This is a genomic window from Gordonia sp. VNK1 (genome assembly GCF_040049135.1).
GTDB classification, from domain to species: domain Bacteria; phylum Actinomycetota; class Actinomycetes; order Mycobacteriales; family Mycobacteriaceae; genus Gordonia; species Gordonia oleivorans.
Genome location: NZ_JBDZDJ010000008.1, coordinates 129,249 through 155,541, shown reverse-complemented (window position 1 = coordinate 155,541; position 26,293 = coordinate 129,249). Strand labels below are relative to the sequence as shown.

At 67.0% G+C, this 26,293-nt stretch carries 23 protein-coding genes; 6 read left to right on the top strand and 17 right to left on the bottom strand.

Annotated elements, in window-relative coordinates; genetic code table 11:
• The 12 genes from nuoK to ABLE94_RS12475 all read right to left on the bottom strand — a co-directional run bounded on the left by nuoK (position 1) and on the right by ABLE94_RS12475 (position 12,432).
• The gene (gene nuoK / locus ABLE94_RS12530; protein ID WP_348806279.1) at positions 1-300 is read right to left on the bottom strand and encodes an NADH-quinone oxidoreductase subunit NuoK; all 300 of its coding nucleotides are present in this window, start codon (positions 298-300) and stop codon (positions 1-3) included.
• Positions 297-1,088: an NADH-quinone oxidoreductase subunit J gene (locus ABLE94_RS12525; RefSeq protein WP_348806280.1), complete on the bottom strand. Its 792-nt coding sequence runs from the start codon at positions 1,086-1,088 to the stop codon at positions 297-299. The genes nuoK and ABLE94_RS12525 overlap by 4 nt, the downstream gene beginning before the upstream one ends.
• Entirely contained in the window at positions 1,085-1,666 is a 582-nt protein-coding gene (gene nuoI / locus ABLE94_RS12520; protein ID WP_348806281.1) for an NADH-quinone oxidoreductase subunit NuoI, read from the bottom strand. Before nuoI ends, ABLE94_RS12525 begins: the two co-directional genes overlap by 4 nt.
• Positions 1,659-2,990, bottom strand: coding sequence for an NADH-quinone oxidoreductase subunit NuoH (nuoH, locus tag ABLE94_RS12515; protein WP_348806283.1), 1,332 nt, complete (start codon positions 2,988-2,990; stop codon positions 1,659-1,661). The genes nuoI and nuoH overlap by 8 nt, the downstream gene beginning before the upstream one ends.
• Complete coding sequence (locus ABLE94_RS12510; RefSeq protein ID WP_348808893.1) at positions 2,987-5,413, bottom strand: NADH-quinone oxidoreductase subunit G; 2,427 nt, start codon at positions 5,411-5,413, stop codon at positions 2,987-2,989. The genes nuoH and ABLE94_RS12510 overlap by 4 nt, the downstream gene beginning before the upstream one ends.
• Positions 5,410-7,524 carry an NADH-quinone oxidoreductase subunit NuoF gene (nuoF, locus tag ABLE94_RS12505; RefSeq protein WP_348808892.1) on the bottom strand — a complete coding sequence of 705 codons (2,115 nt, stop codon included), beginning with the start codon at positions 7,522-7,524 and terminating at the stop codon, positions 5,410-5,412. Before nuoF ends, ABLE94_RS12510 begins: the two co-directional genes overlap by 4 nt.
• The gene (gene nuoD / locus ABLE94_RS12500) at positions 7,521-8,861 is read right to left on the bottom strand and encodes an NADH dehydrogenase (quinone) subunit D (protein ID WP_348806286.1); all 1,341 of its coding nucleotides are present in this window, start codon (positions 8,859-8,861) and stop codon (positions 7,521-7,523) included. Before nuoD ends, nuoF begins: the two co-directional genes overlap by 4 nt.
• On the bottom strand, positions 8,858-9,583 hold the full coding sequence (locus ABLE94_RS12495; RefSeq protein ID WP_348806287.1) for an NADH-quinone oxidoreductase subunit C: 726 nt from the start codon (positions 9,581-9,583) through the stop codon (positions 8,858-8,860). Before ABLE94_RS12495 ends, nuoD begins: the two co-directional genes overlap by 4 nt.
• The gene (locus tag ABLE94_RS12490) at positions 9,580-10,134 is read right to left on the bottom strand and encodes a NuoB/complex I 20 kDa subunit family protein (RefSeq protein WP_348806288.1); all 555 of its coding nucleotides are present in this window, start codon (positions 10,132-10,134) and stop codon (positions 9,580-9,582) included. The genes ABLE94_RS12495 and ABLE94_RS12490 overlap by 4 nt, the downstream gene beginning before the upstream one ends.
• Before the next feature lie 166 nt (positions 10,135-10,300).
• Positions 10,301-10,687 (bottom strand): NADH-quinone oxidoreductase subunit A, encoded by a 387-nt coding sequence (locus tag ABLE94_RS12485; RefSeq protein WP_348806289.1) that lies wholly within the window; start codon positions 10,685-10,687, stop codon positions 10,301-10,303.
• A 149-nt stretch (positions 10,688-10,836) separates the two neighbouring features.
• Positions 10,837-11,259 carry a DNA-binding transcriptional response regulator gene (locus tag ABLE94_RS12480; RefSeq protein ID WP_348806291.1) on the bottom strand — a complete coding sequence of 141 codons (423 nt, stop codon included), beginning with the start codon at positions 11,257-11,259 and terminating at the stop codon, positions 10,837-10,839.
• A gap of 96 nt (positions 11,260-11,355) precedes the next feature.
• Positions 11,356-12,432: a D-alanine--D-alanine ligase family protein gene (locus ABLE94_RS12475; protein ID WP_348806292.1), complete on the bottom strand. Its 1,077-nt coding sequence runs from the start codon at positions 12,430-12,432 to the stop codon at positions 11,356-11,358.
• A 40-nt stretch (positions 12,433-12,472) separates the two neighbouring features.
• On the opposite strand from ABLE94_RS12475, the gene ABLE94_RS12470 reads away from it, so the two are divergent.
• Positions 12,473-13,789 carry a UDP-N-acetylmuramoyl-tripeptide--D-alanyl-D-alanine ligase gene (locus ABLE94_RS12470; protein ID WP_348808891.1) on the top strand — a complete coding sequence of 439 codons (1,317 nt, stop codon included), beginning with the start codon at positions 12,473-12,475 and terminating at the stop codon, positions 13,787-13,789.
• A 252-nt stretch (positions 13,790-14,041) separates the two neighbouring features.
• Here ABLE94_RS12470 and ABLE94_RS12465 read toward each other — a convergent pair whose 3' ends face one another.
• The 3 genes from ABLE94_RS12465 to ABLE94_RS12455 all read right to left on the bottom strand — a co-directional run bounded on the left by ABLE94_RS12465 (position 14,042) and on the right by ABLE94_RS12455 (position 17,905).
• Entirely contained in the window at positions 14,042-16,126 is a 2,085-nt protein-coding gene (locus ABLE94_RS12465) for an HNH endonuclease signature motif containing protein (RefSeq protein WP_348808890.1), read from the bottom strand.
• 464 nt (positions 16,127-16,590) lie between these two features.
• A complete protein-coding gene (locus ABLE94_RS12460; RefSeq protein WP_348808889.1) occupies positions 16,591-17,379 on the bottom strand; it encodes a MerR family transcriptional regulator in 789 nt (262 codons plus the stop codon).
• A 52-nt stretch (positions 17,380-17,431) separates the two neighbouring features.
• Entirely contained in the window at positions 17,432-17,905 is a 474-nt protein-coding gene (locus ABLE94_RS12455) for a hypothetical protein (RefSeq protein ID WP_348808888.1), read from the bottom strand.
• A gap of 91 nt (positions 17,906-17,996) precedes the next feature.
• Between ABLE94_RS12455 and tgt the strand changes: the two genes are divergently transcribed.
• From tgt to ABLE94_RS12440, 3 genes are all read left to right on the top strand, one after another.
• Positions 17,997-19,244 carry a tRNA guanosine(34) transglycosylase Tgt gene (gene tgt, locus ABLE94_RS12450; protein WP_348808887.1) on the top strand — a complete coding sequence of 416 codons (1,248 nt, stop codon included), beginning with the start codon at positions 17,997-17,999 and terminating at the stop codon, positions 19,242-19,244.
• Between the two features lie 321 nt (positions 19,245-19,565).
• Positions 19,566-20,945 carry a hemolysin family protein gene (locus ABLE94_RS12445; protein ID WP_348808886.1) on the top strand — a complete coding sequence of 460 codons (1,380 nt, stop codon included), beginning with the start codon at positions 19,566-19,568 and terminating at the stop codon, positions 20,943-20,945.
• Entirely contained in the window at positions 20,942-21,943 is a 1,002-nt protein-coding gene (locus ABLE94_RS12440; protein ID WP_348808885.1) for a hemolysin family protein, read from the top strand. The genes ABLE94_RS12445 and ABLE94_RS12440 overlap by 4 nt, the downstream gene beginning before the upstream one ends.
• 51 nt (positions 21,944-21,994) lie before the next feature.
• Here ABLE94_RS12440 and gluQRS read toward each other — a convergent pair whose 3' ends face one another.
• A complete protein-coding gene (gene gluQRS / locus ABLE94_RS12435; protein ID WP_348808884.1) occupies positions 21,995-22,945 on the bottom strand; it encodes a tRNA glutamyl-Q(34) synthetase GluQRS in 951 nt (316 codons plus the stop codon).
• A 35-nt stretch (positions 22,946-22,980) separates the two neighbouring features.
• Between gluQRS and ABLE94_RS12430 the strand changes: the two genes are divergently transcribed.
• Together ABLE94_RS12430 and ABLE94_RS12425 are read left to right on the top strand one after the other, a co-directional pair.
• A complete protein-coding gene (locus tag ABLE94_RS12430; RefSeq protein WP_348808883.1) occupies positions 22,981-24,033 on the top strand; it encodes an ATP-dependent DNA ligase in 1,053 nt (350 codons plus the stop codon).
• A gap of 1 nt (position 24,034) precedes the next feature.
• Entirely contained in the window at positions 24,035-25,111 is a 1,077-nt protein-coding gene (locus ABLE94_RS12425) for a DNA polymerase domain-containing protein (RefSeq protein ID WP_348808882.1), read from the top strand.
• A 4-nt stretch (positions 25,112-25,115) separates the two neighbouring features.
• On the opposite strand, the gene ABLE94_RS12420 is transcribed toward ABLE94_RS12425, so the two are convergent.
• Positions 25,116-25,973, bottom strand: a complete 858-nt coding sequence (locus tag ABLE94_RS12420; protein ID WP_348808881.1) for an NmrA family NAD(P)-binding protein — start codon at positions 25,971-25,973, stop codon at positions 25,116-25,118.
• Between the last annotated feature and the right edge of the window lie 320 nt (positions 25,974-26,293).

The following is a 26,293-nucleotide window of genomic DNA, read 5'->3' as shown; positions in this document are numbered from 1 at the left end:
TCATCTCCTCAGCAGTGCCGCATCGTCGACCGAGGCACTACGCCGCGACCGGAAGATCATCATGATGATGGCCAGTCCCACAACCACTTCCGCTGCGGCCACCACCATGGTGAAGAAGGCGATGACCTGACCGTCGAGATTGTTCTGGATGCGGGCGAAACTGACGAAGGCGAGGTTCGCGGCATTGAGCATCAACTCGACGCACATGAAGACGACGATCGCGTTGCGCCGCAACAACACCCCGGCCGCGCCGATCGCGAACAGCAGTGCCGCGAGGTACAGGTAGTTCTCCGGGTTCATCGTCGACCCCGATCCGTCTCGGCGGCCTCGCCGGCCGGGGAGTCGCCGGGTGACCGGGGCGTCAGGGTCGCACTCACCGACAACGCCGACGCGCTGCCGTCGGGAAGGCGGGCGGGGATGTCGACGGCGTTGTGCCGGGCATAGACCCCGGGACTGGGTAGCGGGGTCTGGTCGATGCCCTTCTTGAACCGGTCGATCGACATCTGCCGCTGGGATCGCTTGGGGCCGAAACGCTCCCGATGCGCCAGGACCATCGCGCCCAGGGTCGCGGTGATCAGCAGCGCCCCGGTGAGTTCGAACGCCCAGAGATAGCGGATGAAGATCAGCTCGCCGATCGCGGCCACCGCATTGTTGCCGGTGGGCAGCGGCGTCGGGGAGGTCGCCGCGACGGTGGCGGTGCCGATGCCGCCACACAGCAACGCGCCGAAACCGATTCCGAGGAGGACCGCCGCGATGCGTTGCCCGCGCAGCGTTTCCACCAGCGAGTCCGACGAGTCCACCCCGATCAGCATCAGCACGAAGAGGAACAGCATCATCACCGCGCCGGTGTAGACCACCACCTGCACAACACCGAGAAACAGTGCGCCCTGGGCGATGTAGAAGACGGCGAGCACGATCATCGTGGTCGCGAGGAACAGGGCCGAGTACACCGCCTTGGTGGCGAAGACGACGCCGAGCGCACCGGCCACCGCGACGACGGCCAGCACCCAGAACTGCACCGCCTCACCGGTGGAGGTGCGCGACGCGTCGGCGAGGACGGTGGCGAGCACCACACCGGACGGAGTCACCGGGTGGCCTCGGCGTCGGCGGGGATCACGTGCCCGGCGCGATCCACGCGTCCCTGGTAGTAGTCGGCCTCGGTGGGTGCCGTTCCGTCCGCCACTGCGGCGGTCGTATCGTGCGGCGCCGGTTCGGTTCCCGGCGCCAGCGGCGCGAGCAGCTGATGCTTCTCGTAGATGAGGTCGGCCCGGTTGTCGTCGGCGAGTTCGTACTCGTTGGTCATGGTGAGTGCGCGGGTGGGGCAGGCCTCGATGCACAGTCCGCAGCCGATGCAGCGCAGATAGTTGATCTGATAGACCCGGCCGTAGCGTTCGCCGGGCGAGAATCGTTGCGCGTCGGTGTTGTCGGCACCTTCGACGAAGATCGCATCGGCCGGACACGCCCACGCGCACAGTTCACATCCGACGCACTTCTCCAGGCCGTCGGGATGCCGATTGAGTTGGTGGCGACCGTGATAGCGCGGCGCGGTGGGCCGTCTCTCCTCGGGATACTGTTCGGTGACCGTCGGCGCGAACATCCCGGAGAACGTCACACCCATGCCGCTCAGCGGCTTCAGGAGGTCGGGGGGCTTCCGCGAGTCAGGCATCGGTGGTCTCCTTGGCGGTCGTCCCGGTGGCGGGGGTTTCAGTGGCGGTGGCTGTGCGGACTTGCCCGGGCAGCGGCGGGACGGGGAATCCGCCGGCCATGGCGTCGAACGGTGGCGGTTTCGAGGTGGCCGCGGCGCGTTCCGGTACCGCTGGTCCGGCCGCGGTGGTGCGGGGCCGGATCACCTGGCGCACCGCCCAGAACAACGCGACGGTCAGGACGAACCCGACGGCCGCCGAGGTCAGTGCGCGTGGGACCGTTGCGTTGACGGGGAACGACGCGCGGATCAGCGCCACCACCATCACCCAGGTCAGCGACACCGGGATCAGGACCTTCCAGCCCAGGTTCATGAACTGGTCGTAACGCAGGCGCGGCAGGCTGGTGCGCAGCCAGATGAACACGAACATGAACACCCAGACCTTGAGGGTGAACCAGAGGATCGGCCACCAGCCGGAATTGGCGCCGTCCCAGAGGCTCAGCGGCCACGGCGCCTGCCAGCCGCCGAGGAACAGGGTGGTGGCCAACGCCGACACGGTGACCATGTTGATGTACTCGGCGAGCATGAACATCGCGAACTTCAGCGACGAGTACTCGGTGTGGAAGCCGCCGACGAGTTCACCCTCGGCCTCGGGCAGATCGAAAGGGGCGCGGTTGGTTTCGCCGACCATCGACACCGCATAGATCACGAAGGACGGCAACAGGACCAGTCCGTACCAGTAGTTGTGCTGTCCGGCAACGATTCCCGACGTCGACATGGTGCCGGAGTCGAGGAACACCGCGGCAAACGTCAGGCCCATCGCGATCTCGTAGGAGATGACCTGCGCCGTCGACCGGAGCCCACCGAGCAGCGGGTAGGTGGAGCCGGAGGACCAGCCGGCCAACACGATCCCGTACACCCCGATCGACGCCATCGCCAGGATGAACAGCACCGCGACCGGGAGATCGGTGAGCTGCAGTGGCGTCTGATGCCCGGCGACCGACACCATCGGGCCGAAGGGGATCACCGCGAAGGCCAGGATCGCCGGGACGACGGCGATGATCGGCGCGAGGAAGTAGATGACCTTGTCGACGCCGAACGGGGTGATGCCCTCCTTCAGGGCCAGTTTGACGCCGTCGGCGGCGCTTTGCAGCAGGCCGCGTGGCCCCACCCGGTTCGGGCCGATGCGGGCCTGCATGCGGGCCATGATCTTGCGTTCGGCGAGGATCGCGACGAGCGGATTGGCCACCAGAAAGCCGAACACCGCGACGGCTTTGATGAGCACCAACCACCACGGGTCGTGCCCGAAGTCGGCGAGGGTCGGGTAGTCGGTGGCTGCGGTGATCATGCGTCACCTCCGGTGGCGATACCGATGTGAACGACCGCTCCCGCGCTCACCCCGAGTGTCGAGGGCACCTGCGAGCCCTCCGAGTTGGTCGGAACCCACACCACGTCGTCGACCATCTCGACGATGTGCAGCGGGAGGATGATGACGCCGCGGTCGGTGCCGATCGTGACCCGGTCACCGTCGCGGGCGTTGATGGATGCCGCGGTGGCCGCCGACATCCGGGCCAGTGGCGGATGCGCGGTCCCGGCGAGATGGGGTTCGCCGTCCTGCAGTCGGCCGCGGTCGAGGAGCTGATGCCAGGTGGCGAGTACGGCCTCGCCGGTGGTGGTGGCCGGGCGTGACGGAGCCGACACCGGTGAGGGCTCCGGTCGTGGTCCGGTCCACGGTCCCAACCGCGCCAATTGTGCTCGGATGTCGGCGATCTCGCGGCATCCGAGGTCGACGCCGGCGGACTGGGCCAGGGCGTCGAGAACGCGATGATCGGGGAGGCGGCCGGTGTCGGCGAGTGCGGCGGGGAAGGCACGGGCCCGTCCCTCCCAGTCGAGGAACATCCCGGCCTTCTCCGGGGCCGCCGCGACGGGCAGCACGACGTCGGCGCGTTCGGTGATCGTCGAGTGCGCGATCTCCAGGCTCACCACGAATCCTGCTGCGTCGATGGCACTTTCGGCCGAGTGAGGGTCGGGGAGATCGGCGGGGTCGACGCCGCCGATCAGGAGGGCATCGATGTCGCCGGAGGTGGCGGACGCGAGGATCTCACCGACGTCGCGCCCGGGTGTCTCGGGGACCGGATGCTCCCACAGATCGCAGAGATGCCGGCGAGCAATGGGATCGGTCACCGGGCGGCCACCCGGCAGCAGGGTGGGCAGTGCACCGACCTCGACGGCGCCGCGGTCACCGGCGCGCCGCGGAATCCACGCCAGGCGGGCGCCGGTGCGTTCGGCCAACCGCACGGCCGCCGACAGGGCCCCCGGCGACTGCGCCGTGCGCTCACCGACCAGGATCACCGACGCCGGATCACTCAGCAACGCAGCGGTATCGGGGGAGTCGAGCACCTCGGTCTCGCCGCCCGGCAGGGTGGGGATCAGCGTCCCGCCGAGCTTGGCGACACCGGGGGAACGCCACGCCGCCACGGCATACACCCGTTGCCGCGACTCACGGACCGCGCGTCGCAACCGCAGGAAGACGATGGGGGACTCCTCCTCCGGTTCGAATCCGACGAGCAACACCGCGGGGGCGGCGTCGAGGTCGCGATAGGTGACGTCGCCGGCTCGTGAGGCGATGTGGGTGGTGAGGAAGGCGGTCTCCTCGGCGCTGTGCGGACGGGAGCGGAAGTCGATGTCGTTGGTGTCCAGCACGGTTCGGGCGAACCGTGAATAGGCGTACGCGTCCTCGGCCGTCAGGCGTCCGCCGGTCAGGACACCGGCCCGGCCGCGGGCGGCACGCAGACCGTCGGCGGCGATGCGCAGGGCCTGCGCCCATGGCACCTCGCGGAGGTCACCGTGCCGGTCGCGGGCCAGCGGCGCCGTCAACCGGTCCCGGGTGGCGGTGTAGGCGAATGCCCAGCGGCCCTTGTCGCAGTTCCACTCCTCGTTGACCTCGGGATCGTCGGCGGCCAGGCGCCGCAACACCTTTCCGCGACGATGATCGACGCGCTGCGCGCATCCGCTCGCGCAGTGTTCACACGCGCTCGGCGTCGACACGAGATCGAAGGGGCGGGCCCGGAACCGGTAGGCGGTGCCGGTCAACGCGCCGACCGGGCAGATCTGCACGGTGTTGCCGGAGAAGTACGAATCGAAGGCGACGCCGGAACCGGCATCCTCACCGTCTGTGTTGACGACGCTGACCTGTTGCAGCGCACCACGATCGGCCAGTGCGATCAGCGGGTCCCCGGCGATCTGATCGGCGAAGCGGGTGCAGCGCGCGCACAGGACGCAGCGTTCCCGGTCCAGCAGGATGGCCGACGACAGCGGGAGCGGTTTGACGTAGGTGCGTTTGGTCCCGGTGAAACGGGACTGCGCCCGACCGGCGGTCATCGCCTGGTTCTGCAGCGGGCATTCGCCGCCCTTGTCACAGATCGGGCAGTCCAGGGGATGATTGATGAGCAGCAGTTCCATCACACCGCGTTGGGCGCGGGCGGCGTCGTCGGACCCGTACTGGGTGCGGATCTCCATACCGTCGGTGACGGTGGTGGTACACGACGCGAGGGGTTTGCGTTGGCCTTCGACCTCGACGAGGCATTGGCGGCAGGCGCCGACCGGGGCGAGCAGCGGATGGTCACAGAACCGGGGGATCTGGATGCCGGCCTGCTCGGCGGCGCGGATCACCAGGGTGCCCGGCGCCACCCGGATCTCGGTGCCGTCGATGGTGGCGCTCACCAGATCCGGGGGTTCGGTGACGGTCGGTCGATCGGAGAGCGCGGTCATCGGTTCACTCCCGGGATGTGAGGGATGCGGTGATCGGTGAACACCGTTGCGGCACCGGGGTCGAAGGGGCATCCGCCCTCGGTGCCAGTGCGGGCATGCGCGATGTATTCGTCGCGGAAGTACTTCAGGGAGGAGACGATCGGACTGCCGGCACCGTCGCCGAGGGCGCAGAACGACTTTCCGACGATGCTGTTGGTGACGTCGGCGAGGACGTCGAGGGCATCGGTGACCCCGTCGAGGTCCAGATCACCGGACTCGATGGCGTGCAGTTGTTGCACCAGCCAGTAGGTGCCTTCGCGGCAGGGGGTGCACTTACCGCACGACTCGTGTGCGTAGAACTCGGTCCACCGCAGCACGGCACGGACCACGCAGGTGGTCTCGTCGAAGATCTGTAATGCCTTGGTGCCCAGCATCGATCCGGCGGCGCCGACCCCCTCGTAGTCGAGGGGGACATCCAGGTGCTCGTCGGTGAGCATCGGCGTCGACGATCCGCCCGGCGTCCAGAACTTGAGCCGATGACCGTCGCGCACCCCGCCGGCCTGGTCGAGCAACTGCCGCAACGTGATTCCCAGTGGGGCCTCGTACTGGCCGGGACGGTTCACATGCCCGGACAGTGAGTACAGGGTGAATCCCGGTGATTTCTCGGTACCCATCTCGCGGAACCAGTCCACCCCGTTGCGCAGGACCGCGGGGACGCTGGCGATGGACTCGACGTTGTTGACGACCGTCGGGCTGGCATACAGGCCGGCAACGGCCGGGAACGGAGGCCGCAGGCGGGGTTGTCCGCGCCGGCCCTCGAGGGAGTCGAGCAGCGCCGTCTCCTCACCACAGATGTACGCGCCGGCACCGGCATGCACGATGAGGTCGACGTCCAGACCGGAACCGAGGACATTGCCCCCGAGATACCCTGCGGCGTAGGCCTCGTCGACTGCGGCACGCAGGCGGCGCAACACTCCGACTACCTCACCACGCAGATAGATGAAGGCGTGCCGGGCGCGGATCGCGTACGCCGCGATGATCGCACCCTCGATCAACGCGTGAGGTGTGGCGAGCATCAGCGGTATGTCCTTGCAGGTGCCGGGCTCGGACTCGTCGGCGTTGACCACCAGATAGTGTGGTGGCGCATCGGAATCGGGCGTGCGGTCGGTGGAGGTCTGCGGAATGAACGACCACTTCATGCCCACCGGGAATCCGGCACCGCCGCGACCCCGCAGGCCGGACGCCTTGACCAGTGCGATGACGTCGTCGGGCGCCATCTCCAACGCCGCCCGCAGGCCGCGATAACCGTTGTGCCGCTCATAGTTTCGCAGTGTCCACGATTCCGTCTCGGACCAGTGCCGCGACAGCACCGGCGGGATGGACGGTTCGTCCTCGCGTGGTTGATCGCCGGAATCGGCAGTGGATGAGCGAGTCTCGTCGCCTTCGAATGAGGCCGCATCACCGACCCCGGCCAATGTCCGTGCCGTCCCGCGGAATCCGTCGACCGCACGGTCTCCCCGACTCGGCATCACCTCGACGCCGGCGCGCAGGTCCTCGACCAGCTCGATCGCCGACTCCGGGGTCTGCCGGTCGAAGAACTCCCAGTTGGCCATGACCACCGGCGCGAGGTCGCACGCCGCGTTGCATTCGATGTGCTCGACGGTGATCCGCGAATCCGCGGTGGTCTCACCGGGTTCGATGCCGAGGTGTTCGCACAGACGCGCCAGGATCTCGTCGCCGCCGAGGACGCCGCACAGGGTGTTGGTGCACACCCCGATCAGGTACTCGCCGGTCGGCGTGCGGCGGAACATCGAGTAGAACGTCGCCACCGCCGCGACCTCGGCCTCGGTGAGGTCGAGGACGTCGGCGCAGAATCCGATGCCCGCGAGCGAGATCCGGCCGTCCTCGGATTGCACGAGGTGCAGCAGCGGGAGCAACGCCGAGCGCGCTCGCGGATACCGGGCGACGATCTCGGTGGCCTGCGTGCGCAGGCGGTCGGTGACCTCGGACGAATATTCCGCCGGCGCACCGAATTCGATGGCCGGAGCGGGGGTCGACGGGCAGTGCGCGGCCGGTTCCCGGGCGGGTTCACCCGGGCCCACACCGAGTTCGACGAAGACGGGTTCACTCATCGGTCCACCCCTCCCATCACGGGATCGATACTCGCCACGGCGGTGATCACGTCGGCCACCATGCCTCCCTCACACATCGCGGCCACCGCCTGCAGATTGGTGAACGACGGATCGCGGAAATGCGCTCGGTACGGCCGGGTTCCGCCGTCGGAGACCATGTGCACCCCGAGCTCCCCGCGCGGCGACTCGACCGCGACGTAGCACTGGCCGGGCGGCACCCGCATCCCCTCGGTGACGAGTTTGAAGTGATGGATCAACGACTCCATCGAGGTGCCCATGATCTCGGCGATGTGGTCTGCGGAGTTGCCCAGACCGTCGGGCCCGAGGGCGAGATCGGCGGGCCAGGCGATGTCCGCCTCGGACACCATCACCGGACCGGGCCGTAACCGGTCCAGGCACTGCCGCACGATCCGCACCGACTCGCTCATCTCCCGGACCCGGATCACGTAGCGGCCGTACGAATCACAGGTGTCGGTGGTGATGACGTCGAAGTCGTAGTCCTCATATCCGCAGTAGGGTTGCGACTTACGGACGTCATGGGGCAGACCGGTCGACCGCAGCACCGGACCGGTGATGCCGAGCGCCATACATCCGGTGAGGTCGAGGTATCCGACGTCGCAGGTGCGAGCCTTCCAGATGTAGTTGTCGGTCAACAGGTCCGAGAGCGACTCGAGTTGCGGGGGCATGGCGTCGACGGTCTCGGTGATCTGCTCGACCGCCCCGTCGGGGAGGTCGGCGGCCAGACCGCCCGGTCGGATGTAGGCGTGATTCATCCGCAGGCCGGTGATCAGTTCGAACAGGTCCAGGATCTGTTCGCGGATACCGAATCCGGAGAACATCGCGGTGACCGCACCGAGTTCCATGCCGCCGGTGGCCAGGGCCACCAGGTGCGAGGAGATGCGGTTGAGTTCCATCAGCATCACCCGGATCACCGACGCCCGCTCGGGAATGTCGTCGGTGATGCCGAGGAGCTTCTCCACGGCCAGGCAGTAGGCGGTCTCGTTGAAGAACGGTGACAGGTAATCCATCCGGGTCACGAAGGTGACGCCCTGAATCCAGTTGCGGTACTCCAGATTCTTCTCGATACCGGTGTGCAGGTAGCCGATTCCGCAGCGCGCCTCGGTGACGGTCTCACCCTCGATCTCGAGGATCAGACGCAGCACACCGTGTGTCGACGGATGCTGGGGTCCCATGTTGACGACGATGCGTTCCTGGGAGGGTTGGGCCGCGGCACGCGCGGCGACCTCGGAGACGATCTCCTCCCAGTCCTGACCGGACACGGTGTAGGAGCGTTCGGGATGGGTGGTGCGTCCCGGGCGGGGATCCAGATCGGTCATGAGTACGACCTCCGTCGGTCGGGCGGTGCGACCTGTGTGCCCTTGTACTCCACCGGAACTCCGCCCAGGGGGTAGTCCTTGCGCTGCGGATGTCCGTCCCAGTCGTCGGGCATCGCGATGCGGGTCAGCGCGCGGTGGCCGTCGAAGACGATGCCGAAGAAGTCGTAGGTTTCGCGTTCGTGCCAGTCGTTGGTGGGGTAGATGTCGGTGAGGGACGGGATGTGCGGGTCGGCGTCGGGTACCGCGACCTCCAGACGCAGCCGGCGGTTGTGGGTGATGGAGGCGAGCGGATACACCGCGTGCAGTTCCCGGCCATGGTCTTGCGGATAGTGAACCCCGTTGACGCCCAAGCACAATTCGAAGCGCAGGGATTCGTGATTGCGCAGCGTCAGCGCGACCGCGGGGAGGTGCCGTGCCACCACGTAGAGGGTCATCTCGCCGGCATGGATCTCGACCTTCTCGATGGCCGCGTCGTAACCCGGTCCGGTGGAGTTCTCGAGTGCGGCCGCCAGCTCGTCGACGACCTCGTCGAAGTATCCGCCGTACGGACGCTGCGCCGCCGGCAGCGTGACCGTCTGCACCAATCCGCCGTAGCCGGACGTGTCGCCGCTGCCGTGCACCCCGAACAGGCCGTGACGCACACCGATGACCTCGTCGGCCGGGCCCGCGACCGAGGACGGACAGGACGCCGGCGGCGGCGACGACGGGGGCTTCTCGCTCATCGCAGCAGTCCCTTCAAGTCGATTGTCGGCGTTGACTGCAGCGCTGCCTGCTCGGCCGCCCAGATGGCCTCCTCACGGTTGACGCCCAGAGGCATCTCGCCGATCTTGGCGTGCAGCGCGAGAATGGCGTTGAGCAGCATCTCCGGTCGTGGCGGGCAACCCGGGAGGTAGATGTCGACGGGTACCACGTGGTCGACGCCCTGCACGATCGCGTAGTTGTTGAACATGCCGCCCGACGATGCGCAAACACCCATCGCCAGAACCCATTTGGGTTCGGTCATCTGGTCGTAGATCTGGCGTAGCACCGGGGCCATCTTCTGGCTGACCCGACCGGCGACGATCATCAGATCGGCCTGGCGCGGCGAGGCGCGGAAGGCCTCCATGCCGAAGCGGGCGAGGTCGTATCGGCCCGAGGTGGTGGCCATCATCTCGATGGCGCAGCACGCCAGACCGAAGGTGGCGGGCCACAGCGACCCCTTGCGCATGAATCCGGCGAGATCCTCGACCGTGCTCAGTAGAAAACCACTGGGCAGTCTCTCCTCGAGGCCCATCGTTTCACCTCCTCGTCGCATCGGACGGGTCGGCACGGGGTGTGCCAGGCTCGCTACCGATACCTCCCGTGGATCTGGCACCGCAGTGCCATCCCTGTGTGCTTCACGCCGATGTGGAACGCACGCGTCTGTGCGATGTCCCTGTCCGTCAGGTGGATTCGGGTCATCAATCCCAGCCCAGCCCGCCGCGGCGCCACTCGTAGGCGTAGGCCACCGACACGTTCACGACGAACAGCGCCATCGCCGCCAACCCGAACCAGCCGAGCGCGTCGAAGGCGACGGCCCACGGATACAGGAAGACGATCTCAATGTCGAAGATGATGAAGAGCATGGCGGTGAGGTAGTACTTCACCGGAATACGTTGCACAACAGACTGTCTCACCCCGGTGAGGACCGATTGCCCGCCGCCGATCGGCTCGATGCCGCATTCGTAGGCATCAAGTTTGGCGCGGTTGGCCCGGCGTGGGCCGACCACCGAGGCGATCACCACCGAGAACACCGCGAAACCCACAGCGATGGCCCCGAGAACCAGAATCGGGACGTACGCGTTCATGGGCAGGTGGACCCTCCGTGTGCTCAGCGCTGGGGCTGATGTGAGCTACACCACAACCTTACCGGCGGTGGCGCCGATGTCGAGAAGGTTTGACGGAGTTTTGCGAGCCGACCCGACCGTGCGTGGGCAATGCCCAGGTCAGGGGCGAATCAGCGGTTGTCGGAGGCGCGCAACAGTTGCGTGAGGGTGGCCGGCAGTTCGATCGGATCCACCGGCAACGACGCGGTGGCGTCGGCGCGTGACCAGTCGGCGAGCCAGCGGTCGGCGGTGCGCCCGATCAGCAGCAGCGTCGGTGGGCGCGGATCGTATTCGTCGCTCATCTGCTTGGCGATGCCCATCCCGCCCTCCGGCGTCGCCTCGCCGTCGAGGATGGCGACGTCGACATTGCCGGCATCGAGTTGCGCCAACACCATCGGCCCGGTGGCGACCTCGAGGAAACTCAACTCGGGCAGGTCCGGATCGGGGCGGGTGCCGAGCGCGTTGATCACCTGACGGCGGGTGTCGGCATCGTCGGAATAGACCAGTACACGCAGCACCGACGGTGGCTGGGCTGTCGCGTCGGTGCCGGTCACGTCGTCGATGCTACGTCACCGACCGGGCGAATCGCCGAGGTGCCAGGGTGTTTCGGGCGAGGGCGCTCGGCGAGAGCATGTCGTGATGGCCGGGGATCAGTGTTCGGTGGAGAAACCCGAACGCCGCCGGTGTAGATCGATCGCCAGGGTGACCAGGCGGTCGATCAGGTCGGGATAGGCCAGGCCGGTGGCGTCCCACAGCTTCGGATACATCGAGCCCGGAGTGAAACCCGGAATCGTGTTGACCTCGTTGAGGAGCCAGCCCCGACCGGATTCCTCGTAGAAGAAATCCACCCGGGCCATCCCGGCGCAGCGCATCGCGCTGAACACCCGGGCGGCCAACTCGCGTACCTCCGCGGCCGCCTCCTCCGGCAGTGGCGCGGGGATCACCAGCTGGGCCGCACCGGTGACGTATTTGTCCTCGTAGTCATAGAATTCGCTGCCCGGCAGGATCTCGCCCGGCACCGACGTCTCGGGCGTCGCGTTGCCCAGCACCGCGACCTCCACCTCACGTCCGGTCACCGCCTCCTCGATGATCACCACATCGTCGTAGCGCAGCGCCAGATTGATCGCCGTGTCCAGTTCGGCGGCGTCGTGGGCCTTGGTGATGCCCACAGACGACCCGAGGTTGGCCGGTTTGACGAACACCGGCAGTCCGAGTTCCTCGATGGCGCGGAAGGTGATGGTCCGTGAATCGTCCACCCCGTCCCGGAATTCGATCCACCGGCACTGCGGGATGCCGGCCTGCGCGGCGACGACCTTGGCCATCGCCTTGTCCATGCATACCGCCGAACCCAGCACACCCGCCCCGACATACGGCATACCGAACAATTCGAGCATGCCCTGGATGGTGCCGTCCTCGCCGTGCGGGCCGTGCAGCAGCGGCAGCACGACGGTGACGGCGGCGTCGGAATGGCTCCGCAGCTCGGTGAGCGGCTCGACGGTCGTGCCCTCGATCTGCAGTTCACCCGGCAGCGGCGTGCCATCGCTCAGCGACGCGATCACCTTGTCGTTGCGGACCCACGTGCCGTCCTTGGCGATTCCGATCGGCACGACCTCGTACTTCACCGGATCGGCCGCACCGATCACATGGGCCGCGGTGACCCGGGAGACGTCATGCTCCGCGGACGCACCACCGTAGAGCACCACCAGACGCAGCAGGGGAGAGGACATGGGTGTCACGATACGGGGCCCGATGTCCTAGCGTTGAGGGGTGCACATGCAGGTGAGTGAGATCGCCGACGCTGTCGGCGGCCAGATGGTCGGGCCCGCGATCACCGTCGACGGCGCAGCAATCGATTCCCGGGCGCTGTCGCCGGGGCAACTGTTCGTCCCGATCGTCGCCGAGCGCAATGGCCACGACTACATCGAGTCGGCCGTCGCGGCCGGTGCCACCGCCTACCTGACCTCCGAACCGCCCCGCGCAGGCGTCGACGCCACCGCCGTCACCTGCGATGACACCGCCGCAGCGCTGGCCTCGGTGGGTCGACTGGTCCGCCGCACCCTGCCCGAACGGGTCGTCGGCGTCACCGGTTCTGTGGGTAAGACCTCCACCAAGGACCTGCTCGCCGGATTGCTGGCGACCACCTTCGTCACCGCGGCCAGCGAGAAGTCGTTCAACAACGAACTCGGTCTGCCGCTGACCCTGGCCAACGCGCCCGACGACACCGAGGCGGTGGTCGCGGAGATGGGCGCGCGCGGTATCGGTCACATCGCCTACCTGTGCTCGATCGCGCAGCCGACCGTCGGCATCGTCACCCGGGTGGAGGGCGTGCACTTGGAGTTGTTCGGCAACATCGAGGCGGTCGCGCGCGCCAAGGGCGAACTCGTCGAATCCCTGCCCGCCGACGGACTCGCCGTCCTCAACGCCGACCACAAGAGCGTCATCGCCATGGCGGCGCGGACCTCGGCGAAGGTCCTCAGTTATGGCATGACCCCGTCGGCGGACGTGTCGGCCACCGACATCAGCGTCGACGCGCAGTTGCGCGCCTCGTTCCGGCTGCACACGCCGTGGGGGTCGACCGACGTGCACCTTGGAGCGCGGGGTGAGCATCAGGTATCCAACGCCCTTGCGGCGGCGGCCGCGGCCGGCGGGCTCGGTGTGCCGGTGGACGCGATGGCCGACGGTCTCGCCGGCGCGGCGCTGTCGGGGTTGCGGATGGAGTTGATCACCACCGACTCGGGTCTCGTCGTGCTCAACGATTCCTACAACGCCAATCCGACGTCGATGTCGGCGGCGCTGCGGTCGCTCGCCGCGCTCGACGCGCGTCGACGGTTCGCCGTGCTCGGCACGATGGCCGAACTCGGTGATGATTCGGCCGGCGAACACGAGGCCATCGCGCTGGAGGCGCAGTCGCTCGGTGTCGAGGTGATCGCCGTCGACGAACCGCTGTACGGAACCACCGCGCAGCACGTCTCCGGGATCGACGCGGCCGTCGCCGCCCTCGACGGCGTCGGCGACGGTGACGCCGTGCTCGTCAAGGGCAGCCGGGTCGCCGCGCTCGAGCGGGTGGCCGACGCGCTGAGTTAGCGGCGGCGAGCACCCAGCGCCGGTCGAGCCGACCGAAGCGCCAGCCGCCGCGTTGAGCTCCGTCGAAACGGAGGTCGCGTCCGCCGGGCTGAGCTTGTCGAGATCGAGGTCGAGGTCCCGTCCCGGTGGTCGAGCCGGGCGGAGCGCTAGCGAAGCCCGTGTCGAGGCCTCGTTAGACGAGGCTGGAACTCCTCACGGCACAACAGTTTCTGTGGTCGTGAGGCCAGGCCAGTACCGGTGGGCGAGGCTGGCTCAGGAGGTATCGAGCCGGTGGTGGAGCCGGGCGGCCAGGACACGTTCGATCCGGCTGTTGCGGGGGTTCATGCCGATGGCGGCCAGTTCATCAAGCTCACGCTCGAGGTTGACGCGGCTGATACGGAATCCGCCACTACGGATGCGGTGCTCGCGTGCTTGTTCTTCGGTGGTCGTGTCGCGGACGTTGATCCGCGTACGTGAGGCACGATCCAGCCCGACGGAGGTGTGTGGATCGTCGGGATTCTCGGTGATCGGAACACCGTCCCCGTCGAAGATGACCGGGCCTATCTTCCCGGTGTCGGTGACACCGGGTTCGGCGGAGTGCTCATCGGCTGCGGCGTCGGGCCCGTCCGGCTGGTCGGGTGGTCGGGGTTCGGCAGGGTCGGATTGGGCTGCGCCCGAGTCGTATTCGCCGACGGCTGGTTCGGGCTGATCGCGGATGTCGGCATCGTGGTCGTCGTCCTGGTCGACGCTGTCTGCGATGTCGATGCGCGAGGTGTCGGCGGCCGGGGCGTCACTGTCGCTCTGGACATCGACCACGTCGGCATCAACCGCGTCGGTGTCTGCGGGTTCGGTTGCGCCGACACCACAATCGGTATCGCTGACGCTGTGGTCACCGTGGATCTCATCCCGGATCTGGTCGAGTTTCTGCTCGTACAGGGCGGTGATGTCGGGATGGTCGTTGACGACCTTCGGGTTCGCCGGCATGCCGGGTGCGGCGTTGAGTTGCCACCAGCACCGTCCGGCCAGTGGGCCGTCGGTATAGATGCCGGTGGTGTACTGCCCGGGGTTGGGTCCGACGATCCGGTTGTGCGGCCCACACGCGGGAGCGAGGTCGGTGATGTCGGTTTTCCCACCATCAGCCCAGTCCTTGTTGGCGTGATGCATCTCCGAACGGGACGCGGGTTGCCCGCAGCCAGGGAAGGTGCACACCTCACCACCGGTACGGGAGAACGACGCGATCCGCTGCTCGGTGGATGCCAGGCGGCGGGACCGCCCCAAATACAGGGGCAGGTCGATGGCGTCGGAGAACACCGCCAGATACTGCTGCAGATCATTGGGATCGTCGATGTCACCCAACGCGGTCAGCAGGTCGGGAATGGGAATGGTGGATCCTGAGGCGGTGGTGGCATAGCCGGCGCCCGCGAGCAGATCCGTCACGAACGCTTTGGCGATCAATGCGACCGGAAGACCTCGATGCGTTGTGCCGAGCACTCCTTCTTTCATCGCCGACACCAACAACACGTGCATCGCATCGTGGTTGCGTTGGGCTTGGGACCGGTCATCACGTTTCACCGCGGCGGCCAACATGTCGGGGTCGGCGTCTCCGATCGCGCCGGTCGGGGATTCTGCATCGGACAAGTTGTTCATCCCGGGTTTCGCCCAGGCGTCGAGCATGGTGTCCCACAGGGCGCGGGTGACCGGGGTCAGGTGCCCGTTGAGTTTCGCCATCCCATCGACCCGGGACTGATTGATCCACAGGTTACGACGCTGTTGGCGTTCTTTCTCCTCCACCAACTGCCCGTCCGGGTCGAGGTGCGCCAAGATCCGGGCACCCATCTTGGTGATATCCGCCGGGATGTGTTCGGTGGCTTTCTCACCGAGGGTGGCTTCGGCGGCGACTTTCTTATCGTGCGGCACCGCATTCGGGATGTTGTCCAGGGCTTCCAACGCCGCCGACAGGTGAGGGTGACCGATCAGACCTTGCTCATACGCCTTCGACAGCGTCGGAAACTTGGGTTCCTCCGGTTGCCCGGTCAACCCGTGGAATCGGGCGGTGGCCTTCATATGCGCGATGCGCATGCTGGGGTGCGCGATCCGCAGATCCCAATTCAAAAAGTTCGACAGACTGCGTTTGCCGACCTTGCGGTGCACACCACGATCCGAGATTTCCACGATCGCCCGATCACCTTGGAAGTGGGTCCGCATGGCGATCTGCTCGGACAGTTTCGCCACCTCGACCACCTCGGTGTCCGAGCAGGAGGTCATCGGAGTCTCAGCCAGCTCGTCGAGCAATGCGGTGATCTGGTGCATCAGTGCCAGTGGTCGCGACACAGGAGGAGTGTCGGTGGTGTCTGTCATGCTGATGTCACCTCCCCCGAGAAGTGCCGTCGTGGCGTATGCGTTCTATTATAGCCCCTCTCTACGAGACTCGCAAATATTTTCTATTCACGGGGTATGGATGAGTGAATGTGGTTGGGGTGGTGGGGTTTTCAGCCTTGTGTCACTGGGTCTCGACGCGGTTCGTCGCTTGCGCTCCTCACCGGCTCGACCGGCGGATAGAGGGCTCTCGAGCCGGTTCCTCGCTTGCGCTCCGGTCGGCTCGACCAACAAATCGAGGGCTCTCGAGCCGGTTCCTCGCTTGCGCTCCGGTCGGCTCGACCAACAAAAAAATCGAGGGCCCTCGAGCGGTTCGACCAGCGAGTTGAAGGGACGCCACGGTGGGAAGGATGCGCGGACGGCGGGATGAGAGTGCTCGGCGGCGGGTCGGGGGCGCTTGACCGGCGGGTCAACCTCCGCCCCGCCGGTCAGCTCCGCCCCGCCGGTCAGCTCTGCTGCTCGGCGTTGGCCCGGATGACATCCCGTAGATAGGCGGCCAATCCCGGCTCGACGGCGTCGTAGTGCTCGGTGAAGCGCGGGTCGGCGACGTACATGTCGGCCAGGCACACCTGCATCTCGTATCCGCAGTCGTAGAAATTCTCGATGGAAGCGCGATGCTCCTCGGCGAGGGCGTTCGCCTCGGACGATCCGGGTGCCACCCCGGCGCGCATCGCCCCGGCCAGTCGCGCCTCGAAGGCGTCGGTCTCGGCCTTGATGCGCTGCCAGTCGGCCTTGGTGAACTTCGCGGTGCGCTTGCGGCTCTGCTCCCATTGCGGGGTGTCGCCCCAACGCTCCTGCGCCTCGTCGGCATATTCCTCGCCGCGCCACTCGTCGCCGAAGATCTCCGCCTGCTCCGCCGCCGACAGCGAGATTCCGCTCTTCTTCGCGTTCATCATGTCCTCCACAGCCGCGACCATTCGGTGTAGTGCAGCGATACGGTCGTTCAGCAGATCGCGCTGGGCACGCAGATGCGTCAGCGCGTCGGCGGTCGGATCGTCGAGCAGGGTCGCTATCTGCTCGAGTGGAAACCCCAGTTCACGGTAGGTGAGGACGCGGTGCAGACGTTCGATGTCGGCGTCGGTGTAGATGCGGTACCCCGCGCTCGTGCGGCCCGACGGAACCACCAGGGTGATCTCGTCGTAGTGATGCAGGGTGCGCACACTCACGCCGACGAGTCGGGCCGTCGCGCCGACGGTCAGCTCACCGTGGCCTACCGGGGTGTGTCCTTCGCTCACATCATCACCTTCGGACCTCACGTCGCGTGAGGGTCAAGTGTGGCGGCTGGTCCTACGGCATGAAACCGATCACCTTGTCGCCGTTCTGGCACGCCGCGAGAACACCGCGGACCTCCGACGGTCCGCACGTCCACGCTGAGATCCGCTGTTGTCGACCCGTCGCGATCTTCGGGCTGTACTCGTTCGCGATCTCCTTGGCGGTGTCGCAGTCGACGTCGCCGGCGAGGACCACCACGTCCAGCGAACCGTCGGGGCCGGCCACCGAACCGCACGGGGTGCCGCCGACGGCCGCCGATGTTTCGGCCGAACTCGATTGGCTCTGCGACCGGGGGCTCGGGCCGGCGACCACCGGCACGCTGGTGCTCGGCGTCGTCACGTCGGGCTCGGACGCGACGGTGCTCGTCGTGGTGGACTGCTCGTCGCTGCCACACGCGGCGAGTGAGAGGGCGGCGATCCCGGCCAATCCGGTGACGACAATTCGGGCGGTGATGAATCGGGGGGACCGGCGAGGAATGGGATGCGACATGGTTTTCACCGTAGCGAATCGGTGGCGTGGCCCGGGGCACCGACGGCGTCCGGTTTGGGCACCCGGCCGTCCTCTTGGGAAGATGCTGGGCGTGAGCTCGCATTCCTACCGGGTCGGCACCCGACTGCCCGGGACGCTCGGCCGGACCGGGGTCATCTCGACCCCGCACGGCGAGATCCACACGCCCGCGTTCGTGCCGGTCGGCACCAAGGCGACCGTCAAGACGGTGCTGCCCGAGTCGGTCGAGGCGCTCGGCGCGCAGGCCGTGCTGGCCAACGCCTACCACCTGTACCTGCAACCGGGGCCGGACATCGTCGACGCGGCCGGTGGACTCGGCGCCTTCATGAACTGGCGTGGTCCGACCTACACCGACAGCGGCGGATTCCAGGTGATGTCCCTGGGTGCCGGGTTCAAGAAGGTCATCTCGATGGACGTGACCGGAGAACAGGACGACCACAAGATCGCCGAGGGCAAGGAACGCCTGTCGCGTGTCGACGACGACGGGGTGACGTTCAAGTCGCACCTCGACGGCTCGTTCCACCGGTTCACTCCCGAGGTGTCGATGCAGATCCAGCATCAGCTCGGCGCCGACATCATCTTCGCCTTCGACGAACTCACCACCCTGATGAACACCCGTGGCTATCAGGAGAATTCGCTGGAACGCACCCGATTGTGGGCCATTCGCTGTCTGGCCGAACACAATCGGCTGTCCACCGAACGCAGTCACCGGCCGCAACAGGCGCTGTGGGGTGTCATCCAAGGTGCTCAATACGAGGATCTGCGACGCAAGGCCGCGCGCGACCTCACCGAGCTGTCCCGCATCGACCGCGAATTGGGTGGAAAAGGCTTCGGCGGCTTCGGGATCGGCGGCGCCCTGGAGAAGGACAACCTCGGCACCATCGTCGGCTGGGTCAACGAGGAACTGCCCGAGGACACGCCCAAGCACCTGCTCGGGATCAGCGAACCCGATGACATCTTCACCGCCATCGAGAACGGTGCCGACACCTTCGACTGTGTCTCGCCGACCCGTGTCGCGCGCAATGGTGCGGTGTACACCCGTGACGGTCGGGTGAACATCACCAACTCACGGTTCCGTAAGGACTTCGGCCAGATCGACCCCGAGATCACCAACTACACCACGCAGTACAGTCGCGCGTACCTGCATCATCTCTTCAAGGCCAAGGAGGGACTGGCCGCAACCCTGGCGACCCTGCACAATGTCGCGTTCATCGTCGAGATGGTCGACGGTGCCCGCCGCGCCATCGAGTCCGGCGATTACGCGGCGTACCGCGACGACTTCCTCGGCCGCTACTACGCGGGCTCGCCCCGCAACCACTGACAGCGCTCGCCACCGCACTGACAGCGCTCTCCACCGCACTGACAGCGCTCTCAACCGCACCGACAGCGCTCGCCATCGCGCTGACGGCGCTCTCCACCGCACCGACAGCGCTCGACGGGAACTCCGAGCCCTGACGATCCGTTCGGTTTGCGTATCCTGAGACAGGTGCCGGACGACTCAACCCGGTGGCGTCCACTCTCGACCGAAAGAAGCGATGACCCGCGCGCAGCGCAAACGCAAGAAACCCCGACGATCCGGCCCCCAATCGGGGGCATACTCTTCTGACCGAGCCATGGTCGCCGGCCCCGAGAGCGGGGCGTCATGCTGCTGACCTTGCTCGGAATCCTCATCGGCATCGTGGTGGTCTTCTTGATCACCGCTCTGACCGGCTACTTCGTCGCCCAGGAATTCGCATACATGGCCGTCGACCGGTCACGCCTGAAGGCGCGGGCGGAGGCCGGCGATGCCGCCGCAAAACGTGCCCTGAAGGTGACTCGCCGCACGTCGTTCATGTTGTCCGGAGCGCAACTGGGCATCACGGTGACCGGCCTTCTCGTCGGCTACGTTGCCGAACCTCTCATCGGTTCGGGCTTCGGCGACCTCCTGGACGAGGTCGGCGTCCCGGTCACCGTCGGCGTGGCCATCGGCACGGTGCTGGCGGTGCTGTTCTCCACGGTGATCCAGATGGTCTTCGGTGAGCTGTTCCCGAAGAACCTCGCGATCGCTCGTCCGGAACCGGTGGCACGTCGCCTGGCCTGGTCCACGAGTACCTACCTCAAGATCTTCGGACCCGTCATCACGCTGTTCGACGCCGCGTCGAATCTGTTGCTGAAGGCCCTGCGCATCGAGCCCGTGCACGACGTCGAGCACTCGGCCACACCGCGCGACCTCGAACACATCGTCGCCGAATCCGCCGAGTCGGGTGAGATACCCGAGGAACTGTCACAGTTGCTCGATCGGGTGCTGGAATTCCCCGAACGCACCGCCGAACACGCCATGGTCCCGCGACCGCGTGTCGACTCTGTGCCGGCGGATCTCGATCTCGGCGAGGTGCGCACCAAGATGGCCACCGGACACACCCGATATCCGGTGCTCGACAACGAGTCCGGTGACGTCGTGGGCGTCGTGCATCTGCGTGACGTCCTGGAATGGTCGGCCACGCCGACGCCGACGGCACGTATCGCCGCTGATCTGGTGCGCGACGCCGTGATCGTGCCCGCCACGCTGCCGTTGCCTCGTGTCCTCGATCAGATCACCGAGGCCCGCGACGAAATGGCGGTCGTCATCGACGAATACGGCGGCTTCGCCGGCATCGTCACCGCCGAGGACATGGCCGAGGAACTGGTCGGCGAGATCGACGACGAACACGACCCGCTTGCCCCCGGACCCATCGAGAAGACCGACGACGGTTGGCTGATCCGTGGCGACGCCCACCTCGACGAGGTCTCCCGAGCGCTCGGACACGAACTGCCGGAAGGTGATTACGAAACCCTCAGTGGTCTGATCATCGCGTCGGCGGGCGAGCTTCCCGCCGAAGGGGACACGATCGAGCTGCCCGTGGAGCCCGACCCCTTTGTCCTGGCCGACGACGCCACCGCGTCGGAGTCGCTCGTCACCGCGACGGTGGTGTCCGTCGCCAATCGGGTGCCGTCGTCGGTGCTCGTCACGGTGGAGATGAGCGAGAAGGTGGACGAGCGGTGAGCAATCCGTGGGTTGTCGTCGCCGTCACACTGGCGTTGATCGCCGCGAGCGCGTTCTTCGTCGCCGTCGAGTTCGCGCTGATCGCGGCGCGCCGACACAGGCTGGAGGACGCTGCGTCGAAAAGTCGTTCCGCCCGGGCGGCACTGCGCAGCGCTTCGGAACTGTCTGTGCTGCTTGCCGGTTCGCAGTTGGGCATCACCGTCTGCACCCTGGCACTGGGTGCGGTGACCAAACCGGCCGTGCATCACTGGCTGACCCCGGCGATCGAGCAACTCGGCGCGCCCCTGTGGATCGCCGACGTCGCCGGCTTCGTCCTGGCGCTCATCATCGTCACCTTCTTGCATCTGGTGGTCGGTGAGATGGCGCCGAAGTCGTGGGCGATCGCACATCCGGAGAAATCTGCTGTGCTGTTGGCCATTCCGATGCGTGTGTTCATGTGGTTCACCCGACCGGTGATCGTCGTGCTCAACCGGTTGGCCAACCGTGTGCTGAAGATGGTGGGCGTTGACGCCGTCGACCAGGTGGCCGGTGGCGGAGACCCGGAGACCCTACGGCAGCTCGTCGAGCATTCGGCGATGGTCGGAACCCTCGAGGAGCGCTACCGCGAACACCTCACCAGTGCTTTGGATCTCGCATCGCTCACGGTCGGTGACATGGCGACGTTCGTCGAACCCAGTGGTGTCGGCGCCGGCGCCGACACCCGGCAGATCCAGGACCGTGGTCGTGAGACCGGACATCTGCGCCTGCTGGTGCGCGAGGGAGATCGCGTGTGTGGCGTGGTGCATGTGCGTGACAGCCTCGACGCGCCGGCCGGAGCCACCGCCGGCGACCTCATGCGTGATGTGCTCGAACTCGATCCGGGCCTGCCGGTGTACGACGCGTTGAGTCGTATGCGTCAGTACCGCAATCACATTGCGGTGGTCGTCGACGAGGGCCGGGTCACAGGTGTGCTCTCCATCGATGATGTGCTGACGAGGTTGCTCGCAACGGCCGACTGACCCCGGCTGACCCGGCTGACCCCGCAGGAGATGAGCGTCGCACGGGGCGGCTCAGTCCCACTCGTCCGCGGTCAGGATCCACGGCTCCCGTGGTAGCACTGCAGGGTCGAATCGCTCTGCGAGTGTGGCGATGTCGATGTGCTCACCCGCCTCGGCCAGACCCGCGGACGCCGCGATGTGGTCGAGAACCGTTGCGGCGTCGACGCCGCGTGCGGCGAGATCCGCGAGTGTCACCGCGCCGTCACGCTTACTCAACCGCACACCGTCGCGGTTGAGCACCATCGGGACGTGCGCGTAGGTGGGTGGCGCATGCCCGAGAAGGGTTGCCAAATACGCCTGTCGGGGTGCCGACGACAACAGGTCGTCACCCCGGCAGACCTGATCGATGGCCTGCTCGGCGTCATCGACGACCACCGCCAGGTTGTAGGCGGGTGCGCCGTCGCCCCGCTGGATCACGAAGTCGTCGACCGCACCCGTGTAGTTGCCGTGCAGGACATCGGTCACCGTGAACTCGCGGACATCGGCGATGATCCGGATGGCAGGCGGGCGACCGGAGGCCCGCTTGCGGTCACGCTCGATCGGTGTGAGGTGTCGGCACGTGCCCGGGTAGGCGCCGGGCGGGGTGTGCGGTGCCGACGGGGCCTCGAGGATCTCCCGCCGCGTGCAGAAGCACTCGAAGGTGCGACCGGCCGCGCGTAACCCGTCGATGATCTCCCGATACCGCCCCAGCCGATCGGTCTGATACACCACCGGTGGCTCCCAGTCGACCCCCAGCGATCGCAGATCGGCGATCTGCCTTGCGTCCGCGCCGACGGCCGTCCGGTCCAGATTCTCCATCCGCAACAGGAATCGTCGCCCGGTGGTCCGCGCGAACAGATAGGCCAGCACTGCGGTGCGCAGGTTGCCGACGTGCAGTTCGCCGGACGGGGACGGCGCGAAGCGTCCCGCCGGTGTCACCGAGGCCGGCGCAGGGGGACCGGAATCGCCGGGATTGTTGATCATTGCCCCCGAGGCTACAAGTGGGCGACGATGGACCCGTGGACCTTCCCGTGAACCCGCCCATCGCGCCGATGCTCGCCAAGGCCACCACCGGCATCCCCCCGCAACCCGCCGACCAACCCGAATGGTCCTACGAGCCCAAGTGGGATGGTTTCCGCGCGTTGCTCTTTCGGGACGGCGACGAGGTGGTCATCGGGTCCCGTGGCGGCAAGGATCTGGCGCGGTACTTTCCGGAGATCGTCGATGCCGCCCGCGACGAACTGCCCGACAAGGTGGTCCTCGACGGCGAGATCGGGGTGCCATCCCTGATCGAGGGCACCCATCGCCTCGACTGGGACTCACTGGCTCAACGCATCCACCCGGCCGCGTCACGGGTCACCATGCTGTCCGAGACCACCCCGGCCATCTTCATCGGCTTCGACGCGCTGGCACTGGGCACCACCAGCGTGCTCGCCGAACCCTTCACCACCCGCCGCGACACACTGCTCGAGGCGATCGGCCCGGGTGGGCGTGATCGCCGGTTCCACGTCAGCCGCGTCACCGAAAGCCCGGTCCGGGCGCAGGAGTGGTTTTCGGCGTTCGAGGGGGCCGGACTCGACGGCGTCGTCGCCAAACGTCTGGCCGGGCGCTACGTCGAGAACAAACGCGAGATGATCAAGGTCAAACACAAGCGCACCGCCGACTGCGTGGTCATCGGATATCGAATCCACAAGAGCGGCACCGGACTCGGTTCGATGCTATTGGGCCTCTACCACGATGGACAACCCAGGATGATCGGCGGCGCAAGCGCTTTCACCGACGCCAAGCGCATCGAACTGCAGGAGATGTTCGAGCCGATGCGGCTGGACCCGGACAAACCCGCCGCCGGCGAACCCACCCGCTGGCGGTCGGAGAAGTCGGGGCAGTGGATTCCGATCCGGCCCGAACTCGTCGCCGAGGTCGCCTACGATCAGATGGAGAACGGGCGCTTCCGGCACACGGTGAAGTTCCTGCGCTGGCGCCCCGACCGCGACCCTGAGAGCTGCGGCTATGACCAACTCGAGGTCCCGTTGACCTACGACCTGCACGACGTGCTCGAAGGGGAGGACTGAGGTGGCTTCGCGATCGCCTGCTGAGGAACTCGACGTCGACGGCATCGCCGTCCGAATGAGCAACCCGGACAAGATCTACTTCCCGGAACTCGGCGAGAACGGTGGCCGCAAGCGCGATCTCGTCGGCTACTACCGCACGATGGCACTGCCGCGTGACGATGCCGACGGCCCCATCATGACCGCACTCCGCGACCGCCCGACCTTCCTGCAACGGTTCCCCGACGGTGTGGAGGGCGACGAGATCTACCAGAAGCACATCGCCAAGAAACGTCCCGAGCACGTACTCTCGACGCACATCACCTTCCCCTCCGGCCGCACCGGAGATGCCCTGCGCCCCACCGTCCCCGCCGACATCGTCTGGGGCGCCAACCTGGGCACCGTCACCTTCCACAGCTGGCCCACCCACGACGAAGACAACGACCATCCCGACCAACTGCGCATCGATCTCGATCCGCAGCCCGGAACCGACTTCGACGATGTGCGACGCGTCGCCATCGAGATCCTCGCCCCGCTTCTCGACGAGCTCGGCTACACCGGATTCCCGAAAACCTCAGGGGGACGAGGTATTCACGTGTTCGTCCCGATCGAACCGCAGTGGGATTTCATCGCGACCCGCCGTGCCGTGATCGCCATCGCCCGCGAGATGGAACGTCGAGATCCGGACGGGGTGACCACCTCGTGGTGGAAAGAGGAACGCGGCCAACGGATCTTCATCGACTTCAACCAGAACGCCCGCGACCGCACCATGGCCTCGCCCTATTCGGTCCGGCGCAGCGCCGCTGCCCGGGTGTCGACACCGGTCACCTGGGCCGAGCTCGCCGAGGTTCACCCCGACGACTGCACCATGTCCACGGTTCCGGATCTCGTTGCGCGGCGCGGTGATCCGATGGCCGACATCGCCGACCACCGACGAGGTCTCGAGTCGCTGTTGGAGATGGTGCACCGTGACGACGCGGACGGTCTCGGTGACATGCCCTACCCGCCGAGCTATCCGAAGATGCCGGGTGAACCCCCACGAGTCCAGCCGAGCAAGAAGGTCGCCGCGCACTGGGACGAGAAGGGCAACCGCATCGAATGACCGATCAGCCGAAAGCGCCTGCCGCCCACTCGGCGAATGACTGCCACCCGACCGCCGGGAACTCGCGGTGTAGTGCCGGGATGTCGACGGAGTAGCCGGTTGTTCCGAGGAAGGTGAACATCGCCCGCATGTCCGGTGATGAGATCCGTTCCGGATCATAGGCTTCCGCGCGGATCTCGGTGCCGAGGACCGATGAGAGGACCGCCGCCATCTGTCCCGGTGTCACCGAGTCCGATGCGATGTCGATGCGCCGCCCCACGTGCGCCTGCGGATCGGCGAACAGGGCCGCGACGAAGTCCCCGAGATCCGCGCGCGACACCTGTTGCAGTGGTTGATCGGCCGGCATCCCCATCAGCAACAGTCCCGCGTCGATCGCATCCTTGCTGCCGAAGATGTTGTCGTAGAAGTAGGTCGGCCCGACGACGGTGTGGGGAATGCTGGTGGCGGCCAGGCGCTGTTCGACCCGGAACTTCGAATCAAAATGCGGCACACCCGTGTTCAGGTTCGCGCTGGCCACCGAGCTGAACACCAGGTACGGAAGGGCCGACGCGGTGGCCGCGGCGATGATGGCGTCGCCCTGGACCAGTTCGGCGTCGACGCCGGTCTCGAACGGAGTGGTCAACGCGAACGCGCCTGCCGCACCGGTGAACGCCTCGGTGAGGCCGTCGCCGCTGACGATGTCCCCGACGACGAGCTCGACGCCGCGATCGGCCAGCGCCCGGGCGCGCTCGGAGCCGGGGGAGCGCACCACCGCGCGCACCGGCACCCCAGCGGTGAGCAGCGAATCGACGACGGCTCCGCCCTGGCCGCCGGTGGCCCCGAGGACGGCGATCGGTACGGATGGGCTCGACGGACCAGACATGGTTTCCTCTCCACTGCGCCATCGGTGCGGGTCGGCATCGGTGCGGGTCGGTGACCGGCGCGGGTTGCAGACCCGACGACATCGAGCGTACGTGCGTTGTCAGGGCTCGAGTGGGTGGTCTCGGCCATCCCGATGGCGCCGGTGCGCCGCTGGGCTACCCTTCACATGTTCTGCCGGAGGCATACCCGGCGGGACACCTGACGCGACTTCGGTGGAAGCCGGTGCGAATCCGGCGCTGTCGGCGCAATTGTGAGCCCGAAGGGTGAGCCAGATCAGCCGATGCGTCGGGTAGTCAACTGATCCTCGGACGAAGGACGGTG

Bases quoted from the DNA above. Each gene is read 5' to 3' on its own strand.
- nuoK (WP_348806279.1), bottom strand. From the start codon at position 300: ATGAACCCGGAGAACTACCTGTACCTCGCGGCACTGCTGTTCGCGATC.
- nuoI (WP_348806281.1), bottom strand. From the start codon at position 1,666: ATGCCTGACTCGCGGAAGCCCCCCGACCTCCTGAAGCCGCTGAGCGGC.
- nuoH (WP_348806283.1), bottom strand. From the start codon at position 2,990: ATGATCACCGCAGCCACCGACTACCCGACCCTCGCCGACTTCGGGCAC.
- ABLE94_RS12510 (WP_348808893.1), bottom strand. From the start codon at position 5,413: ATGACCGCGCTCTCCGATCGACCGACCGTCACCGAACCCCCGGATCTG.
- nuoF (WP_348808892.1), bottom strand. From the start codon at position 7,524: ATGAGTGAACCCGTCTTCGTCGAACTCGGTGTGGGCCCGGGTGAACCC.
- nuoD (WP_348806286.1), bottom strand. From the start codon at position 8,861: ATGACCGATCTGGATCCCCGCCCGGGACGCACCACCCATCCCGAACGC.
- ABLE94_RS12495 (WP_348806287.1), bottom strand. From the start codon at position 9,583: ATGAGCGAGAAGCCCCCGTCGTCGCCGCCGCCGGCGTCCTGTCCGTCC.
- ABLE94_RS12490 (WP_348806288.1), bottom strand. From the start codon at position 10,134: ATGGGCCTCGAGGAGAGACTGCCCAGTGGTTTTCTACTGAGCACGGTC.
- ABLE94_RS12485 (WP_348806289.1), bottom strand. From the start codon at position 10,687: ATGAACGCGTACGTCCCGATTCTGGTTCTCGGGGCCATCGCTGTGGGT.
- ABLE94_RS12475 (WP_348806292.1), bottom strand. From the start codon at position 12,432: ATGTCCTCTCCCCTGCTGCGTCTGGTGGTGCTCTACGGTGGTGCGTCC.
- ABLE94_RS12465 (WP_348808890.1), bottom strand. From the start codon at position 16,126: ATGACAGACACCACCGACACTCCTCCTGTGTCGCGACCACTGGCACTG.
- ABLE94_RS12455 (WP_348808888.1), bottom strand. From the start codon at position 17,905: ATGTCGCATCCCATTCCTCGCCGGTCCCCCCGATTCATCACCGCCCGA.
- ABLE94_RS12445 (WP_348808886.1), top strand. From the start codon at position 19,566: ATGCTGCTGACCTTGCTCGGAATCCTCATCGGCATCGTGGTGGTCTTC.
- gluQRS (WP_348808884.1), bottom strand. From the start codon at position 22,945: ATGATCAACAATCCCGGCGATTCCGGTCCCCCTGCGCCGGCCTCGGTG.
- ABLE94_RS12420 (WP_348808881.1), bottom strand. From the start codon at position 25,973: ATGTCTGGTCCGTCGAGCCCATCCGTACCGATCGCCGTCCTCGGGGCC.